Source organism: Serratia sp. JSRIV002 (genome assembly GCF_019968725.1).
In the GTDB taxonomy this organism is placed as follows: Bacteria; Pseudomonadota; Gammaproteobacteria; order Enterobacterales; family Enterobacteriaceae; genus Chania; species Chania fonticola_B.
In genome coordinates, this window is the sequence record NZ_CP074143.1 from 3,803,361 (window position 1) to 3,821,131 (window position 17,771).

General features: G+C 54.7%; 17 protein-coding genes. 7 read left to right on the forward strand and 10 right to left on the reverse strand.

Features of this window, described 5'->3' with window-relative positions; genetic code table 11:
* Positions 1-12: 12 nt before the first annotated feature.
* Positions 13-1,350 (reverse strand): D-serine transporter DsdX, encoded by a 1,338-nt coding sequence (gene dsdX / locus KGP26_RS17890; protein ID WP_223664363.1) that lies wholly within the window; start codon positions 1,348-1,350, stop codon positions 13-15.
* 211 nt (positions 1,351-1,561) lie between these two features.
* On the opposite strand from dsdX, the gene dsdC reads away from it, so the two are divergent.
* The gene (dsdC, locus tag KGP26_RS17895; protein WP_021805831.1) at positions 1,562-2,503 is read left to right on the forward strand and encodes a DNA-binding transcriptional regulator DsdC; all 942 of its coding nucleotides are present in this window, start codon (positions 1,562-1,564) and stop codon (positions 2,501-2,503) included.
* On the opposite strand, the gene KGP26_RS17900 is transcribed toward dsdC, so the two are convergent.
* From KGP26_RS17900 to KGP26_RS17925, 6 genes are all read right to left on the reverse strand, one after another.
* Entirely contained in the window at positions 2,500-3,117 is a 618-nt protein-coding gene (locus tag KGP26_RS17900) for an ABC-type transport auxiliary lipoprotein family protein (protein ID WP_021805832.1), read from the reverse strand. The two genes, dsdC and KGP26_RS17900, sit on opposite strands and share 4 nt — an antisense overlap.
* The gene (locus KGP26_RS17905; RefSeq protein WP_059201208.1) at positions 3,114-4,055 is read right to left on the reverse strand and encodes an MlaD family protein; all 942 of its coding nucleotides are present in this window, start codon (positions 4,053-4,055) and stop codon (positions 3,114-3,116) included. Before KGP26_RS17905 ends, KGP26_RS17900 begins: the two co-directional genes overlap by 4 nt.
* A 3-nt stretch (positions 4,056-4,058) precedes the next feature.
* On the reverse strand, positions 4,059-4,856 hold the full coding sequence (locus KGP26_RS17910; RefSeq protein ID WP_021805834.1) for an ABC transporter ATP-binding protein: 798 nt from the start codon (positions 4,854-4,856) through the stop codon (positions 4,059-4,061).
* Positions 4,853-5,998: an ABC transporter permease gene (locus tag KGP26_RS17915; protein WP_218519148.1), complete on the reverse strand. Its 1,146-nt coding sequence runs from the start codon at positions 5,996-5,998 to the stop codon at positions 4,853-4,855. The genes KGP26_RS17910 and KGP26_RS17915 overlap by 4 nt, the downstream gene beginning before the upstream one ends.
* A gap of 217 nt (positions 5,999-6,215) precedes the next feature.
* Positions 6,216-6,533: a PTS system regulator TmaR gene (tmaR, locus tag KGP26_RS17920; protein ID WP_021805836.1), complete on the reverse strand. Its 318-nt coding sequence runs from the start codon at positions 6,531-6,533 to the stop codon at positions 6,216-6,218.
* 161 nt (positions 6,534-6,694) lie between these two features.
* Positions 6,695-7,762 (reverse strand): FUSC family protein, encoded by a 1,068-nt coding sequence (locus tag KGP26_RS17925; protein ID WP_021805837.1) that lies wholly within the window; start codon positions 7,760-7,762, stop codon positions 6,695-6,697.
* A 171-nt stretch (positions 7,763-7,933) separates the two neighbouring features.
* Between KGP26_RS17925 and KGP26_RS17930 the strand changes: the two genes are divergently transcribed.
* Positions 7,934-8,680: a helix-turn-helix transcriptional regulator gene (locus tag KGP26_RS17930; protein ID WP_021805838.1), complete on the forward strand. Its 747-nt coding sequence runs from the start codon at positions 7,934-7,936 to the stop codon at positions 8,678-8,680.
* Between the two features lie 55 nt (positions 8,681-8,735).
* Here the strand turns inward: KGP26_RS17930 and KGP26_RS17935 are convergent, their stop codons facing one another.
* A complete protein-coding gene (locus tag KGP26_RS17935) occupies positions 8,736-9,845 on the reverse strand; it encodes an SDR family oxidoreductase (RefSeq protein WP_223664364.1) in 1,110 nt (369 codons plus the stop codon).
* 244 nt (positions 9,846-10,089) lie between these two features.
* Here KGP26_RS17935 and KGP26_RS17940 point away from each other — a divergent pair, with 244 nt between their 5' ends.
* The 3 genes from KGP26_RS17940 to sbcB all read left to right on the forward strand — a co-directional run bounded on the left by KGP26_RS17940 (position 10,090) and on the right by sbcB (position 12,064).
* Positions 10,090-10,275, forward strand: a complete 186-nt coding sequence (locus tag KGP26_RS17940) for a hypothetical protein (protein ID WP_021805840.1) — start codon at positions 10,090-10,092, stop codon at positions 10,273-10,275.
* Between the two features lie 75 nt (positions 10,276-10,350).
* A complete protein-coding gene (locus KGP26_RS17945; protein ID WP_021805841.1) occupies positions 10,351-10,554 on the forward strand; it encodes a DNA polymerase III subunit theta in 204 nt (67 codons plus the stop codon).
* 82 nt (positions 10,555-10,636) lie between these two features.
* A complete protein-coding gene (gene sbcB, locus KGP26_RS17950) occupies positions 10,637-12,064 on the forward strand; it encodes an exodeoxyribonuclease I (protein ID WP_021805842.1) in 1,428 nt (475 codons plus the stop codon).
* A 103-nt stretch (positions 12,065-12,167) separates the two neighbouring features.
* On the opposite strand, the gene KGP26_RS17955 is transcribed toward sbcB, so the two are convergent.
* A complete protein-coding gene (locus KGP26_RS17955; RefSeq protein ID WP_059201212.1) occupies positions 12,168-13,541 on the reverse strand; it encodes an APC family permease in 1,374 nt (457 codons plus the stop codon).
* 487 nt (positions 13,542-14,028) lie between these two features.
* Complete coding sequence (locus tag KGP26_RS17960; RefSeq protein ID WP_094981620.1) at positions 14,029-15,447, reverse strand: glutamine synthetase family protein; 1,419 nt, start codon at positions 15,445-15,447, stop codon at positions 14,029-14,031.
* 397 nt (positions 15,448-15,844) lie between these two features.
* On the opposite strand from KGP26_RS17960, the gene puuR reads away from it, so the two are divergent.
* Together puuR and KGP26_RS17970 are read left to right on the forward strand one after the other, a co-directional pair.
* Positions 15,845-16,402, forward strand: a complete 558-nt coding sequence (gene puuR, locus KGP26_RS17965; RefSeq protein WP_021805845.1) for an HTH-type transcriptional regulator PuuR — start codon at positions 15,845-15,847, stop codon at positions 16,400-16,402.
* Positions 16,403-16,422: 20 nt separating this feature from the next.
* On the forward strand, positions 16,423-17,703 hold the full coding sequence (locus KGP26_RS17970; protein WP_223664365.1) for an FAD-binding oxidoreductase: 1,281 nt from the start codon (positions 16,423-16,425) through the stop codon (positions 17,701-17,703).
* Positions 17,704-17,771: the final 68 nt, after the last annotated feature.

The window sequence follows — 17,771 nt, forward strand, 5'->3', positions numbered from 1 at the left end:
GTCTCTTTTGGTCTAGATGATATAAGAAAGCAGGAATGTGGTTCCCAGCGCAATCAGCGAAGCAATAAAGGTGGCCGAGGTATAATACTTAAACATCTCGCTGAGCGTCGCGCCGCAGTATTGTTTAACCAACCAGAACAGCGAGTCGGTGACAATGGTGCAACCGATGGCACCAGAGCCGATAGCCAACGCGATGATCTCCGGGCTGACGCCAGGGTAATGCGGCAGCACGGGAGCAACAATCGCCGTCGCCCCCATCATCGCCACGGTGGCCGACCCTACCGCCGCATGCAGGCAGATAGCCACCAGCCAGGCCAGCAAGATCGGATGCATGTCCATATTCGATAGGATCACGGCCAGCGTATCTGCCAGCCCACTGGCTTTTAATATGCCGTTGAATGCACCGCCGGCCCCGATAATCAGCAAGATGTTGGCGATGGAAGAGAAGCCGTTTTCGGTTTTGGTCAACAAGGTGCCCATGCCCATGTTGCGGCGAATCCCCAGCACGTAGTAGGCCACGAAGGCGGCGATAAACATGGCGGTGATCGGGTTGCCGATAAACTCCAGGAAGGTATACAGCGCACTGTCTTTGGCCATATAGAGTTCCGCTGCGGTTTTCACCAACATCAGAATGATCGGCAATAGCACGGTAAACAGTGTGGCACCCAACGAAGGCAAGTCCTGCTCGTTGCGTACCTCCACGGAGGAAAACTCGGCGGGTACGGGTTTGAACGGCAGACGCTTACCGACCAACTTGAGGAACAGTGGCCCACCGATCAGCGAGGCGGCCAACCCGACAATCAAACCATACACAATCACCGAGCCCACATCGGCACCCAGCTTGTTGGTGACAAACAACGCCGCCGGATGCGGAGGAACCACACAGTGCACGGCCATCAATGCGGTACACAGCGGGATCGCCAACTTCAGCAAGGAGGTATTGGTTTTTTTGGCAATCGAGAACGCCAGCGGGATCAGCAACACCACGCCCACTTCAACAAACAGCGTAATACCGCAGACCAACCCCACCAGCACCATGATCACGTCAGCCGACAGCCAACGGCACTTTTGCAAGGTGATGCCAATGCGTTCTGCCGCCCCGGACACTTCCATCATGTTGCCCAGAATGGTGCCTAAACCAATCACCGCCGCCAGGAAACCCAAGGTCCCGCCGATACCGCCTTCAATGGCATTGACCATTTCCAGCGGGTTCATGCCCATCAGGGCGCCCACATAAAAACTGGCCAGCAGCAGCGCCAGGAACGGGTGGATCTTGAATTTTACGATAGTGAGAATAATGATAACGATGCTGCTTAATAACGTAGCGACTACCCAGATCTGCGAGTCCATGTTCAGCGTCCTTCCAGGATAAATTTCACTCCTATTGGAAACTAACGCCCCAGCGCTGACAAACGATCAAAACGCCTCTTCACATGAGCCAGATTCAATCAATCAGGTGATTTCGGTCAACATTTGGTACTATTTCTGTCTTTGACTCACATTGCTTCATCTTTAAACCCCCAGCTTCGATATAATCTGGTTTATTTCACCGGTGATAACCATGTACGACGACAAGCACCAGCTCGCCCGCAACAGGCACCTGAATGGCTATCAGCTAGCCAAGCTGCATACGTTTGAGATTGCGGCGCGGCAAGGCTCCTTCGTGCTTGCCGCCGAAGAGTTGGCGATCACTCCCAGCGCCGTCAGCCATCGGATCAACAATCTGGAAGCCGAGTTGGGTTTCAAGCTATTCCAGCGCTTTCACCGCCGGATCGAACTCACCCCTGAGGGCGAGCGGCTGTTCTGGGTGTTGAAATCGTCACTCAGCTATCTCAATCAGGAGATACTGGAGATTAAAAGTCAGGAACTGTCTGGCACCCTGACTATCTACTCCCGCCCGTCGATTGCCCAATGCTGGCTGGTGCCCAAGCTGGCAGATTTCGATCGCCAATACCCGGCCATCAGCCTGAATATTCTCACCGGCAACGAAATGGTGAACTTCCACGGCGCTGGGATCGATCTGGCAATCTATTTTGATGACAAAACGCCGGAGAAACTCGATTGCCAGCATTTGATGGATGAGTCGATCGTGCCCGTTTGCAGCCCGGAGTACGCCGAGCGCCATGAGCTAGCGGGTAATCCCGCCAACCTGCGCCGCTGCACGTTATTGCACGATCGTCAGGCATGGAGTTACGACTCGGACATTGGGGAATGGAATACCTGGGCTAAACACTTTGACCTGGAGTTTGCTGAAGGCCAGCGCGGTATGGGGTTTGATCGTTCGGATCTGGCGGTGATCGCGGCCATGAACCACGTGGGAATTGCCATGGGCCGCAAGAAGTTGGTGAGTAAGCGCCTGGAGAATAACGAACTTATCGCGCCCTTCCCCGGCATGGAAATGCAATGCGCCCAGCGCTACTACATTTCCACGCTCTCGGACCGGCAATGGCCTAAAATCAACGCCTTTATCCAGTGGTTAAAGGCCATGGCCGACGAGTCTTAATTAGCCGCCTGCTGGCGCGCCCATGCCAGCGTCTGCGCTGCCAGCTTATCGCTGGCCAGGCCAAAGGCCTGCACGACGTTGTCCATCGATGTGCCGTGGATCGGCTCGCGCACCGCAAAACTACGGCTGGCCATCACTCGGCGATCGGAGGTGCGAACCAGGCGAGCATCAAAACGGATCACCACTTCGCCCCGATCTCCGTTATAGACCCCTTGGAAGGAGGACAAATCGCCGCCTAGCTCAAGATCTGCCTGTAAATTGTCATCGTCGCTGCTCACCGAGCGGAAATGGCCGTTAGTACGGAACTCCTGGATCAGGCGATTACGCAACAACAGCGGGGCCGGATCGCTCCAGCGTGAACCGCTAAAAGAGGTGATCTCCGCACCCTGAGGCTGCACAGCAATGCGCGTACCGTTCAAAAACTGGCTGGTATTGGGCTGCACGATACGTACCGAGCGTTCAGACGCCTGGCCCCCTGCCACGGCCACTGGCTGGGCTGGCAGCAAATACACCTGCTGTATCGGGCTTTCCGGCAAAATGGTGCAGGCGGCCAGCGGCATCACGGCCACCAGCACCAACAACCGAAGCATCTGGCGAAGTTTTAGCTTAATCATTTAGGGGTAAACTCCTTGGTACGTTCGCGGCCCCTGAGCAAGGCGGACGGGTTCTCTTCCAGGCGGCTCATGGCACCGCGTAAGGTCAATAAGGTTCTGCGTAATTCATCTACCGCCGGGCCAAGATCGTTGAATCCCTGGATGCCGCTATTCAGTGACTGCTGATTTTCACCAATCAGCTTGTTGAGCAGTGCAGTGGTTTTCTCAAGCGAAGCCATGGTATTTGCCGCATTGGTCACCAATTGCTTGCCCTGCCCGTCCAGCAACACGTTAGCATTGCGCACCAACCGATTGGTCTGCGCCAGCGTATCGTTGCTTTGCTTGGTCACCAGCGCCAGCTGCTGCAAGATGGTGCGGATATCTTCACGTTGCCCGGCTACGGTAGAGGTGATCTGTTCCAGATTATCCAGCGTATTCACCAAACGCTGCTGATTGTCCGGCGTCATGAGCTGATTCAAACGCACCAGCACCTGGTTGACATTGCTCATCACATCTTCGCCATTGGCGAGCAACTGGGTCAACGGTGATGGCGTGGCGACAATCACCGGGATTGCCCCATCCTCTCCTGTCAGCATCGGGCTGGTTTCGCTCCCACCGCTGAGCTGGATATTGGACGTACCGGTAATGCCAGCTATCGCCAGGCGAGCCTGAGTGTCCTCACGGATCGGTGCAGAGGCCGTGACCCGAATGCGCGCCCAGACTTTGGTCGGCACATTGGGATCCAATCGCAGCTGAGTGACTTCCCCCACACGGATCCCACTGTAATTGACCGTGCTGCCCTGTGACAGGCCACTGACGGCTTCATTAAACACGATATCGTACTGCTTGAACTGGCGATCGGTGCCGGACTTGGTTAGCCACAGGCTGAACAGCAGCACGGCAGTGAAAATAATGAGCGTAAATAAACCAATCAAGACATGATGCGCACGGGTTTCCATTTGTTATTGCCTCTCTGGGATATTCGTTACGGCCTGCTGTGCCGCCCGCCCACGCGGGCCGTGGAAATACTCTTGGATCCAGGCATCGTCAGTGGCGGCCACCACCTCCAGCGTATCCACCACCAGCACCTTCTTCTGCGAAAGTACCGCTACCCGGTCACAGATTGTATAAAGCGTATCGAGATCGTGGGTGACCAGAAACACCGTTAACCCCAAGGCATCGCGCAACGTGCGGATCAGGCTGTCAAAAGCGGCGGCACCGATGGGATCCAGCCCGGCCGTTGGCTCATCCAGAAATACGATTTCCGGATCCAACGCCAGCGATCGGGCCAACGCGGCACGCTTGACCATGCCGCCAGAAAGCGAGGCCGGATACTTGTTGCCGGCACTGGCAGGCAGCCCGGCCAGCGCCAGCTTCACCTGGGCCAGCTGCTCGGCATCACGGCGCGGTAAGCCTGCGTATTCAATCAGCGGCAGCGCCACGTTTTCCGTCACCGTCAGCGAGCTGAACAAGGCACCACGCTGAAACAGCACGCCAAACCGCCTTTCCAGCACAGAGCGGCGCGTACCAGAGAGCGCCATCAGATCCTCGCCAAAGACGTGGATCTGTCCAGCGGTTGGGCGGCGCAGACCAACGATACTACGCAACAGCACGGACTTGCCGGTGCCCGAACCACCGACCACGCCCAGGATTTCTCCTCGGCGCACGTCCAGATCGAGGTCCACATGCACGCATTGGGGGCCAAAACAGTTTCGCAATTTACGGATGCGAATAATGGCTTCAGGGGTCGTCTGGCTCACACGCCCATCTCCATGAAGAACAGTGCAGCGACCGCATCCAGCAGGATCACCACAAAGATTGAATGCACGACGCTGGCGGTGGTATGAGCCCCTACCGACTCGGCGCTACCGCTGACTTTAAACCCTTCCAAACAGCCGATAATGGCAATCAGGAACGCAAATACCGGCGCCTTGCTCATCCCCACCAGGAAGTTCTGAAAACCGCCGCTACTCTGCATGATGGTTAAAAACATGGTGGGTGAGATATCCAGCGTCAGGGCACAAACCACCATGCCGCCAAAGATGCCGCTAATCATGCCGATGAAGGTCAGCATCGGCAACGCCAGGAGCAGCGCCAACACGCGCGGCAGCACCAGCAGTTCAACCGGATTCAGGCCCATCGCCTGAATAGCGTCTATTTCCTCATTGGCCTTCATCAGCCCAAGCTCTGCGGTAAAGGCGCTGGCGGTACGGCCCGCCATCAAGATAGCCGTCAGCAGCACTGCGAACTCTCGCAGGAAGGAAAACACCACCAGTTGCACGGTAAAGATGCTGGCACCGAAGGTAGACAGGACGGTTGACCCCAGGAAAGCGATGACGGCCCCTACCAGGAAGGTCAGCAGCATAATGATCGGCACCGCGTTCAGGCCGACTTGCTGGAGATTGGCTACCAGTGAGGTGATCCGCCAGCGCGTAGGGCGTAACAGATTGGCAAACAGGGTTTGCAACGTCAGGCCGATAAACCCCAGCAGGGCAACCAGGTTGCGCCAGAAATTTTCCATCGACCGGCCGACGTTGGCCAGCAGTTCGATCGCCAGACCGGGCGGCTTTTCTGCCGGTGGTGGCGTAAATCCTTGCAAGGCACGGCCAACGGTTTCCAACAGCACGCGGCGTTCCACAGGAAGCGTGGGGGCTAACTGTTTGAGATCGGATATCCGTTGGTCACCCAGCAGATTGACCAGCAAGGTGGCACCTGCGGTATCCAGGCTGCCCAGTTGGCTGAGATCGAACACCACATCGGCCGGCAAGCGGGCTTGCAGTTGCCCAACGGAGGGTTCCAACAGGCGATAATGTGCCAACACCCAATCCCCAGATGCCAAGATACGGGGAGGATGGAGCGTCTCGTCCAGGTTGAGAAAGGTGCTGAGTTGCGGTTCTGCCATCGATGACAGCCTCTGCTGGCGAAGAAATTTATACCCGTCGTCCTTCAAGCGACATCGTGAAAGCGATTGGGCAAAGTCTATTTATAACATTAGCGTAGCGGCTTTAAGCAGATTTGCTATAGCACGGTAACATATCGTTATTCTTTATGGTCGTTCGGGGCGCTGCGCCCCTGAAAAGACGCAGGGCCGGGAGATCCCCAGCCCTGCTTGACGCGAATTACTTCACTTCGCCCATTGCTTTCAGCTTTTTGGACAGTTCGCGGCGTTCTTTCGACAGATCGGCATTTTTGATGATGTAATCATCAACGCGATCTTCATAGTCACCGCGCATGTTGGCGATGATGCCCTGAATGTCTTCAATGCTCATGCCCGGCTTGATGTACTCGCTCAGGTTGTCGAGCAGCAGCACACGCTTCTGGTTGTCACGAATTTTCTTTTCGTTGTCGACAATTTCACGCTGTAGCTTGTTTTTACGGCGGAACATACGCACAAACTCCAGAACGTCCTGGAAACTCGGCTTATTTGCATTATCCATCTTTATACCCTTGCTTTAGTAATACACAGATTCATTTGCTTACGGCCACAATGATACCAAGATACAGGGTTGTGGCCGTCAGACACAACTGTCATTGCCTTATCTTACCCACTTTAGCGCATTGACCCTATCCTGATGCACCTGCTTCATGATCTGATCCACTATTCCTGAGTATTGGCCGTACAGACCTTGAGCAGATCGCCCAACTCTTCCAACTGCTGCGCCAGTTCCATGCTCAGCCAGACATAGCCATAGATCGGGGCTTCGCTGAGTTGAGCGGCACTGGCCTCTTGCATTAATGCCTTCAGCTCTGCGGAGATATCGTTCAGTTCCCCGGCAATAACCTGTGCATGCAGGGGTTCACCATCTCGCATAATACTCGCCAGCGATTCGATCGCGCGCTGCGTCAACAGCTGTGAACTACGCAAGGTTTTGGCATTAAGCATAATAAAATGGGTTTCACGCGAGGCCCAGTAAGCATCGGCTAACAGCTCCAACGTGCAAACCAGATTGCGGCTCAGGGTTTGTACCGCCTCAAAGACCGGTTTGGCGATATGAGTCTCTTTGCTGGCGGGGGCGATCAGTGCGCGTAGTTTTACCACATCGCCCAGCAAGTTTTTGAGCCGGGGCTCCAGCCGGGGCCGCTCAATCATATTGGGTGAAAGGTAAGCGCCGTAGATCTTCCCTACCGTCTCCAGGCAATCCGCCATTTTCATTCGCCACAATACATAAGCCCGCTGCGGGTAGATGCTGGTAAACAGCAGCGCCAGCAACGAACCAAAAATCACATCGCCACTGCGCCACAGTGCGATAGAGATATCGCCAGCCCCGGCACCGATGACCACCGCCAGCGTAATGCCCACCAGCAACGCCATATAGGGCCGTTTGCCTAGCGTCAGATAACCACAGGCAAACATCACCACCCCGCACCAGGCCAGCATCAGCGGCAGTGAATACAGCTCCAGATATAGCGCAATCAGACCAGAGGCCGCACCAAACACCGTACCGGCAATACGCTCCAGCGCCCGTTGCAGCACGTTACCCCAAAAAGAGATCGGCCCCATCACGACGATCAGCGTGATCAACGGCCAGGTACCCTCCGGCACCGCCAGCAGACGGATCAGCAGAAAGGTCAGGATAAAAGCCAACCCGATCCGTACCCCGTGGACGATGCGGTAATTACGGTAGATCAGATGTTCAAAAGAAGAGATTTTTCTATCCAGACGCACGCTTGTACCCGCCAACCCTGCTGTAAAACCCTTATTTTAGTGGAACAATGCGGCTGAGGTACACACAAGCTGTTGAAAGATGTTTCCTGGTTAGGAATAGGTTTAGGTTGGCGCTAAAGATTTTAGCGGCGAAGGATTTACCTTTTTGCTAAAGAGTGAGATCATCGGCCCATGGAAACCAAAGAAATCAGGCGCAATAACCTGCGCGATCTGATGGCACGTTTCGCCCGGCAAGGCACCAACCAGAATGAGTTTGCTCTACTGGTGGGATCTTCTGCGCCAACGCTGAGCCAGATCACCGGTGAAAAATCCTCCCGCAACCTGGGCGACAACCTCGCCAGACGCATTGAGGCCAAACTCGGCTTGCCCAAAGGCTGGTTCGATGTGTTCCATGAGAAGGCGCTGGAACAGCCGTTTGCCAACGTGGCGGCCGAGTCTGATTTCCAACCGGCACGGCTCAAACCCGTGGTATGGGAAGATACCGAGCAGGACAAGGAAGAGTTTGTGGAGATCCCATTGCTGGATATCGATTTCTCCGCCGGTGACGGCTGCTACGAAATTGTCGATAGTGAAGAGTTTTCGCTGATCTTCCGCCGCTACTATCTGCACAAGATGGGGGTGCCGGTAAACGCGGCGCGCATTATCCGCATCTCCGGCTCCAGCATGGAACCCCGATTGCAGGATGGGGATGTGGTGGGAATCAATACCGCCGATACCCGCATCCGCGAAGGGAAAACCTATGCGATCCGCCACGGCAATCTGTTACGGGTCAAGATCCTGATTGAGCAGCCCGACGGTGGCGTGGTCATCCGCTCTCTGAATCGGGAAGAGTATCAGGATGAGCAGCTCAGCTATCCACAGCGCAAAGAGCAACTGGTAGTGCTGGGCCGGGTATTCTGGTCTTCCTCCTCCTGGTAAGATCCTGGAAGCGGGCGCAGCATGCGGCGCCCCTCCGTAACCGACCAATCAGCCTCTATTTAAAATCCACCGCCATTTGCTGCGGTATCGACAACCCACGCGTCGATTGCACACAGCGGCCAATATAATCGGTAAAGCGCGGCGGTTTAGGCATACCCAGCTTGAGGATTTTTTCGTTGCTAAAGCGCACGTTCAGCATGGCAAAGGAGCCGTACAGACGCATCGCTTTCAACATCAGGCGCTCATTGCACGGCCCGAAGATATCCTTCAACTGTTTGCGCATTTGCAACAGGGCTTCGTAGCTGACCTGTGCATAGCGATCGCCCACCGGTGGCTCCTCTAATGCGGCGGCGATGGCATAATCGATATCTGCAAAACTGACGCTGCTCTCCTCCCCCGCCGAAATATGGTAAACATCGTTATCCAAGCTCTCGCGGTTAAGCAGCATCACTAACGCATCGGCGCAATAGTCCACCGGGATCACATCGATACTATCTTGCAGCGAACACATAAACTTACGCAACATCAACGCCATACTGAATACCCAGAAAATACTGCTGGAGGGTTTGCAACCCAACTGCGTATGCCCCACCACGATCGAGGGCCGGGCGATCACCAGCGGCAGCTGTGGGCAGGTTTGCCGCATCAGTTGCTCGATAGTCGATTTGGAGCGGGTATATTCCACCAAGTGTTCGGCGGTTTCCTCAAACTCGGCGCTTTCTGCCACCAACGAACCCACCTGAGGTGAGCAAGACATTGCCGTGCCCACATGCAGAAAACGTTTTAATCCAACCACCTGAGCCATTCGCTGCGCAAATGCCAGAGTGCCTTCAACGTTAACCTTCCAAATAAGGGGGTTGTTACCAAATGACGCCACCGCGGCACAGTTAACGACATGGGTTACCTGGTTAATGCGGGCGTCAGACAAAAAGTATTCAGGTTCGCTTAAGTCACCCAGTAAAATATTCTCTACAGTGAGCTTATTCAGAAGGTTTTTATCTATATTGAACTTTTCCATATTAGTGAAAATACGGTTCAAGCCCTGCTCTTCTGTTTCCGCACGCACCAATAATAGATAGTTAACCTTCTGATTTTCTTTCAGTAACTTTTCAAGCACCGCACCACCGAGAAAGCCAGTCGCTCCAGTCAACAGTAACGTTTTCATCTTACATACCTACATTTGCATTGAATGAGGTGGAGTGTATGCCTATATTTATAAACCAGAAGTAAATAGAAATTAACTGATTACGTAACTACCCCTATTAATATTCTCTTAAGGAATATCCTGAAACACTCACAGACAATGAGTAACAGCTCAATGCCTCTTTCATTCCGTTTGTTTAATTAACATTTATGTTATCTCTGATTTAATTAACCAGATTAATCCCATACGCTTTTTAGGAGCTATCATGAGCTACAACCAAAAGGTCTGGCTGGCTGTATTAACGGTTTGCACGCTATTCTGGCTTGCCCTGATTAGCGGTCTGTATACCTATGCTAAATCATTGGATCATCAGCACGATCATGGCCAGCAAGAACAAGCGATGAGCATCAAGCCAGTAAAGCACCACCCCACTCTGGCACAGGCGCTATGAAGGTTCTGCCCTGAATGAGGTAGCGACAAATTCTCTTTAGCCAAATATTATGCGCTATCGAATAGGGAGAAAGACATGCCACGACCACTGGATGGCCTACCCCAGCAAGAACGTGAAAAGATCCAAACCGATTTGCTGGCACTCAGAATTATTTATAGCGAACGCTACGGCTACGCCGCCGAGTGGGAAAGCGCCGAAACGCACGTCCCCACGCATCTACGCGGCTACTTTCAGCAACGGTTGAACTTCTATCGTACTGCGCAGCGCCACTCAATTTAACGTTAAGCCTTAACCAATACTTGGCATCGGTGATCGCGCCGTTACAATAGGGCTATTCCCTACGCCAACAAGAGATGCGACTTTGAGCAGCAAGGCACCGGCCACATTCTACATCCACGACTACGAAACCTTCGGCAAAAGCCCGTCAATGGACCGTCCGGCGCAGTTTGCCGGGGTGCGTACCGATATGGATTTCAACATTATCGAAGAACCGCAGGTGTTTTACTGTGCGCCAGCCGATGACTACCTGCCTGACCCCGAAGCGGTGATGATCACCGGCATCACGCCTCAGCAGGCGCTGGCCAAAGGTGTTAACGAGGCCGAGTTTGCCCGCCGTATTCATGAAGCGTTCAGCGTCCCTGGCACCTGCATTCTGGGTTACAACAATATCCGCTTTGATGATGAAGTCAGCCGCAACATCTTTTACCGCAGCTTCTACGATCCTTACGCCTACAGCTGGCAAAACGGCAATTCCCGCTGGGATCTGCTGGATGTGATGCGGGCCTGCTACGCCCTGCGCCCGGAAGGCATCATCTGGCCAGAAAACGAAGATGGCTTTCCCAGCTTCCGTCTGGAACATCTGACGCGTGCCAACGGCGTTGAACACGAACACGCTCACGATGCGATGTCCGATGTGCATGCCACCATCGCCATGGCCAAGCTGGTCAAACAGGCGCAGCCAAGGCTGTTTGACTACCTGTTGCAGCACCGCAACAAGCACAAGCTCAATGCGCTGATCGACGTCGCGGAAATGACGCCGTTAATGCACGTTTCCGGCATGTTTGGCGCGGCACGGGGTAACACCAGTTGGGTTTCACCCCTGGCCTGGCACCCGGACAATAAAAATGCGGTGATTATGTGCGATCTGGCAGGGGATATTACCCCGCTGCTGGAACTGAATGCCGACGAGCTGCGAGAACGCCTCTACACCCGCCGCGATCAATTGGCGGCCGATCAGGCCCCGGTGCCGATCAAGCTGGTGCATATCAATAAATGCCCGGTGCTGGCTCCGGCCAAGACGTTGCTGCCAGAAAACGCAGACAGGCTAGGCATCGATCGTCAGGCGTGTCTGGATAATCTGAAGGTGCTGCGCCAACACCCGGAGATCCGTGAAAAAGTGGTGGCCCTATTTGCCGAAGCTGCTCCTTTCACCCCGAACGATGATGTGGATGCCAAACTGTACGACGGTTTCTTCAGCGATGCCGACAAAGCAGCGATGAGGATCATTCAGCAAACCAAACCGCAGAATTTACCCGCGCTGGATTTGACCTTCAGCGATGGCCGGATGAAAGAGCTGCTGTTCCGCTTCCGCGCCCGTAACTATCCCAATACGCTGGACGACGCAGAGCAGCGCCGTTGGTTGCAGCACCGCCAGGAGGTGCTCAGTGCCGAGCGGGTGCAAAGCTATATCTTGCAACTGGAGTCGCTGTACAACCTGCACGAAGGGGATAAAGAGAAGATGGCGCTGCTAAAAGCGCTGTTTGATTACGGTAAACAGTTGGTGGGGTAGCCTCAACACACCTTCTCACTGAGTGGCATTACATTTCTTCAAGCAAATAAAAAGGGTTCCAACATGTGGAACCCTTTTTGCTATCGCGAAGCAGAAGAATGGATTAAGCCACGTCTTCGCTTGCTTGTGGCACCGGCAGGCTGAAGCTACGGGTGACAAACGTCAGATACAGCAGACCAATCGCCGCCCAGACCAGACCCAGCGTCATGGAACTGACTTCCAGGTTGACCCACAATGCACCGACGGTTAACGCCCCCAACACCGGCAGGATCAGGTAGTTGAAGGTGTCTTTCAGCGTACGGTTACGTTTCTCGCGAATGTAGAACTGTGAGATCACCGACAGGTTAACGAAGGTGAACGCAATCAGTGCGCCAAAGTTGATCAGTGCCGTAGCCGTGACCAGATCGAACGAAACGGCAGACAGCGCAATCGCACCGACCAGCAGCACGTTCAGCGCCGGAGTACGCCATTTTGGATGCACATAACCGAAGAAACGCTCCGGGAATACGCCATCACGGCCCATGACGTACATCAGGCGGGAAACACCCGCGTGAGATGCCATACCGGAAGCCAGTACGGTTACGCATGAGAACACCAGGATCACCGACTGGAAGAACTTGCCAGCCACATACAGCATGATTTCCGGCTGTGACGCATCAGGATCTTTGAAGCGCGAGATATCCGGGAAGTACAGCTGCACGAAGTACGACACCACGATAAAGATCACGCCGCCGATCAAGGCCGTCAGGAAGATGGCTTTCGGGATCACGTTTTCTGCGTCTTTGGTTTCTTCGGATAACGAGCTGATGCCGTCAAAGCCGAGGAACGAGAAGCACAGAATGGTCGCACCGGTGATCATCGGCACCACGTGCGCGTTGTCAGACCAGAACGGACGGCTGCTCACCAGCGTACCGGCGCCTTCACCGTGGGAGATACCGTTAATGACCAGGCCCAGGAACACGATCATGATTGCCACCTGTACCACCACGATTATGGAGTTCAGGTTGGCCACCAGCTTGATGCCACGCAGGTTGAACGCCGTCATCAGCCCAACCAGGGCCGCAACGAAGATCCACGAAGGCACACCCGGGAAAATGGCTTCCAGGTAAATTTTTGCCAACAGGATGTTGATCATCGGCATGAACAGGTAGTCCAGCAGTGATGACCAACCCACCATAAAGCCGACGTGCGGGCTAATGGCTTTCTGGGCATAGGTATAGGCAGAACCGGCTGAAGGGAATTTCTTCACCAGTTTGCCGTAGCTCAGGGCGGTAAACAGGATCGCCAGCAGAGCAAAGGCGTACGCGGTCGCGACGTGACCGTCGGTCAGGCCGGAGACGATGCCGAAGGTGTCAAAGATGGTCATAGGCTGCAAATAGGCCAGACCCATCATGACGACCGGGACTAAAGTCAGTGTTTTACGCAGTTGGGCGCGTTGGCCGGCAGCGGGTGCGGCGTTGATGATGTTATCGGACATCGCGTAGCCCCCCCTTACCTTCAGTCTTGCGGATAATAGACACGCCAAGACTCAAGGTTGCGGGGAAACTTCGCAACGTGCGACTGAATTCTAAAAGGGGGATGAGGGAAGCTGGATAACTAGGCACAATAGCCTGTGTTGCTCCATAATCGCTGCGACCGCAACGGAAACCGGCGTGCACCGGTGCCAAGGTGAAAAATTGCCCCATCTTTCTTATCCTCATGAGTCACGACCATAAAGTTTTGGTTGATCGCGACGAACCTATTTATCTATCCGGCTCGATGTCCGGCCTCGCTTGATGTATGAAACGCACGTTGGTAGAACATAATGCAAAAAAAAATAACCGACGCGTTAAAACGTCGGCTATCTGCATTTCGCGTATTTTGCCATAAGATCGCAGAAAGACAAGATCCTGAAACCTTCTAATACAAATTCTTTTGCTTAATATCAGGAAAAACGCCCTTCATTGCCATCAGGGTACCTGATATCAGGCATTTTTCAGCATCCAGTCGATCTCGGTTTCCGTCACCAACCGTTCAAACTGCATCAGTTCCCCCATTTTGCAGGCGTGATAAACCTGTGAAAAGCGTTCGCCGAGGTAGTGCGTCAGTTCGTGCTGATGCTCGAATTCGTACAGGGCATCGCTTTGGCGGATCGGGAACGGTAGCCCCTCCTGTTCCAAACCGTTGCCGGTCACTGGCTCAGGCAGCGGTAATTCGGTGTCCAGCCCGTACAGCATCCCCGCCAGGATAGTCGCCACCACCAGATAAGGGTTGGCATCGGCACCGGCAACGCGGTACTCCACGCGGTGGTTCTGCGCATCGCCACAGGGAATACGTAACGCCACGGTACGGTTGTTATGCCCCCAGGACGCCTGGACCGGCACATACATCCCCGGCTGGAAACGGCGGAACGCATTCACGTTGGGCGCCAGCACCGCCATCGATGCGGGCATCAAGGCGATCATCCCGGCTAATGTCCGCTTAAGCAGCGCCGAGTCTTCGCCATCCGCTTCGGCAAACAGGTTTTTCCCCGCACTGTCTACCACGCTGAGATGGACGTGCATGCCACTTCCCGCGTAATCCTCATAAGGTTTTGCCATAAAGGTGGCATGCATATGGTGATGTTCGGCCACTTGGCGCACCAACCGCTTCAGCGCCAGCGCATGATCGCAGGCTTGCAGCACGTTGTCGGTATGATTCAGGTTCACCTCGAACTGGCCGGGGGAAGCTTCAGCCACCGCGCCATCCGCCGGTAGCCCTTGCATCTGTGCCAATGTGTCGATGTCGTTGAGCACCCCAGCAAAATGGTTGAGGTTATCCAGCGAATAGACCTGGCTCTGTACGTTACGTTCCTGGGTGCCTGGTGCGCACGGCGGCTGCAGATAACCTTCCGAGTCTCGCTGTCGATCGATGAGATAAAACTCCAGCTCTACCGCTACCACCGGGAACAGTCCGCGCTGGCGCAACGCCTGCCATATTCGGTTCAGTACATTGCGGGGTTCAACGTCAAAGGGAGTACCATCTTCATCCAGCATGGTCAGCAGCACCTGACCGATATGTTGCGGATCCGCCGCCGACGGCGTCAGCGTACCGGGCACGGGCATGCAGATCCGATCCGGCTCGCCCAGTTCCTGCCCCAACCCAGCCTCTTCCACCACGTTGCCCAAAATGTCCATAGCAAACACCGAAGCGGGGAAATAGCAGCCTTTTTCAACTTTTTTCAGCCCGGAGACGGGAATGCGTTTACCGCGGAAGGAACCATTGAGATCGGTGAGAAGGATATCGATATACTGCGTGGCAGGGTGGCGTTCCAAATAGTGAGCAACCTCACTTTGGAACGCGCTACTTCGCCTTTCTTCATTATGCTGTGCAAAATCTTCTACTACTGCGCTATTGGTTTGCATACATCACCTGCCGTTGTGCTCTTGGGAATGCCTTCGCATCCGCTTGCCGATTGACTTAACACATGGTCTGATTTCTCTGTAGAGTGCGCCACAGGCTGGCGCTCAAAATAACACCCATAATATGAAACATAGCTTTAACATAAATGGTTTGCAAATGTTACAATGGCGTTTGATTATTCGCCATGGACTGCTAAATTGATAAAATATTGACCGAAAAGGCGTTGTTTGCGCTTTGTTGGTACAGAATTTCTTCCGCCAGACCAGGGGGAAACATGGGCAATATATTTTCCAACGGCCGCCCAACAACCGATATCATGTGGTTTCGATATCACTTAGACAGGTACCCGGCTCCGGGTGTGATCCCAACCTGTCGCTCCTATCAGAAGGAACTACCGCTATGAGCGAAGTCAGCTTGGCACCAGGCAAGCGCCTGTCGCAGATCCGTCAGCACTTGGGTTTGTCACAGCGCAGGGTCGCCGAACTGTCCGGATTAACCCACAGCGCCATCAGCACCATTGAGCAGGACAAAGTCAGCCCTGCCATTAGTACGTTACAGAAACTGCTGAAGGTCTATGGGCTATCGCTGTCTGAATTTTTTGCTGAACCTGAACGGCCAGATGAACCCAAAGTGGTGATCGAGCCGGACGATCTGATCGAGATCGGCAGCCAGGGCGTTTCGATGAAGCTGGTGCATAACGGCAGCCCTACCCGCAGCCTGGCCATGATGCTGGAGACCTATCAACCGGGCACCACCACCGGTGAGAAGATCAAACATCAAGGCGAAGAGATCGGCACGCTGCTGGAAGGAGAGATCATGCTGACGGTCAATGGCCAGACCTATCTGCTGACCGCTGGCCAGAGCTATGCCATCAACACCGGCATGCCCCACAGCTTCAGCAATACCTCAACGCGCGTTTGCAAGATCGTCAGCGCGCATACCCCAACCACCTTCTGACAAGACCCGCCGGAGGAGTGATGATGGAACATGTTGCCAGCTATTATGCCGCCAGCTCCAACCCCCATGCTCCTTATCCCCAGTTGAACGAGGCTACCCGCTGCGATGTCTGCATCGTCGGTGGCGGTTTTAGCGGCCTCTCCAGCGCCCTGCACCTGACCGAGGCCGGTTACGACGTGGTGGTGCTGGAAGCCGCCCGCATCGGTTGGGGAGCCAGTGGGCGCAACGGTGGGCAGGTGGTGAACTCCTACAGCCGCGATATCGATGTGATCGAGGCTCGCTACGGCCAGCAAACTGCAGCCATGCTCGGCAGCATGATGTTTGAAGGGGCGGAGATCATTCGCCAGCGTATCGATCGCTACGCCATCGCCTGTGACTATCGCCCCGGAGCGGTTTCTGCCGCCTTAACCACCAAACAATTTAACGCGCTAACGGAAAAAATGGCGCATTGGCAGCGTTATGGCCACCAGCAACTGGAACTGCTGGACGGGGAAACCATGCGCCGCACCGTGGCCAGCGAACGCTATGTCGGCGGGCTGCTGGATCGCCAAGGTGGCCATTTGCATCCGTTAAATCTGGCGCTGGGTGAAGCCGAAGCGGTACGCCGCCACGGCGGGCGGCTGTTTGAACAATCGGCGGTCACCCATATCGATTATGGTCAGCCCGCCACACTACACACTGCTCTTGGCTCCGTCAGCGCCAGCTTGGTGATCCTGGCAGGCAACGCCTATCTGGGGGAAAAGCTGGAACCCCGCCTCGGCCGCCTGAGTATGCCCTGCGGCTCGCAAATCATCGCCACCGAGCCTTTATCTGCGGATATGGCTCTATCGCTGCTGCCCGATAATTACTGCGTTGAAGACTGCAACTATCTGCTGGATTACTTTCGCCTGACGGCAGACAACCGTTTGTTATACGGCGGTGGCGTGGTCTATGGCGCACAGGATCCAGCAGATATCGAAGCCAGGATCCGGCCCTTGATGCTCAAAACCTTCCCGCAGTTGAAGAAGGTGCGCATCGATTACCGCTGGACCGGCAATTTCCTGCTGACCCTGTCGCGCATGCCACAGTTTGGCCGCCTGGAAAATAACGTTTACTACCTGCAAGGCGACAGCGGCCACGGCGTGACCTTGACCCATCTGGCAGGCAAACTGATTGCCGAAGTGCTGCGCGGCGACGCGGAACGCTTTGACGCATTCGCTCAACTCCCCCATTTGCCGTTCTTCGGTGGCCGCCATTTACAGGTGCCATTTACCGCCCTAGGTGCCGCCTACTATGCCCTGCGCGATCGCTTAGGGTTCTGATCCCGCTTTTTATCTACGTTATGCCATTTTGCATGTTGCAAAAATGGCAATTCATGTTACAAAAGAGT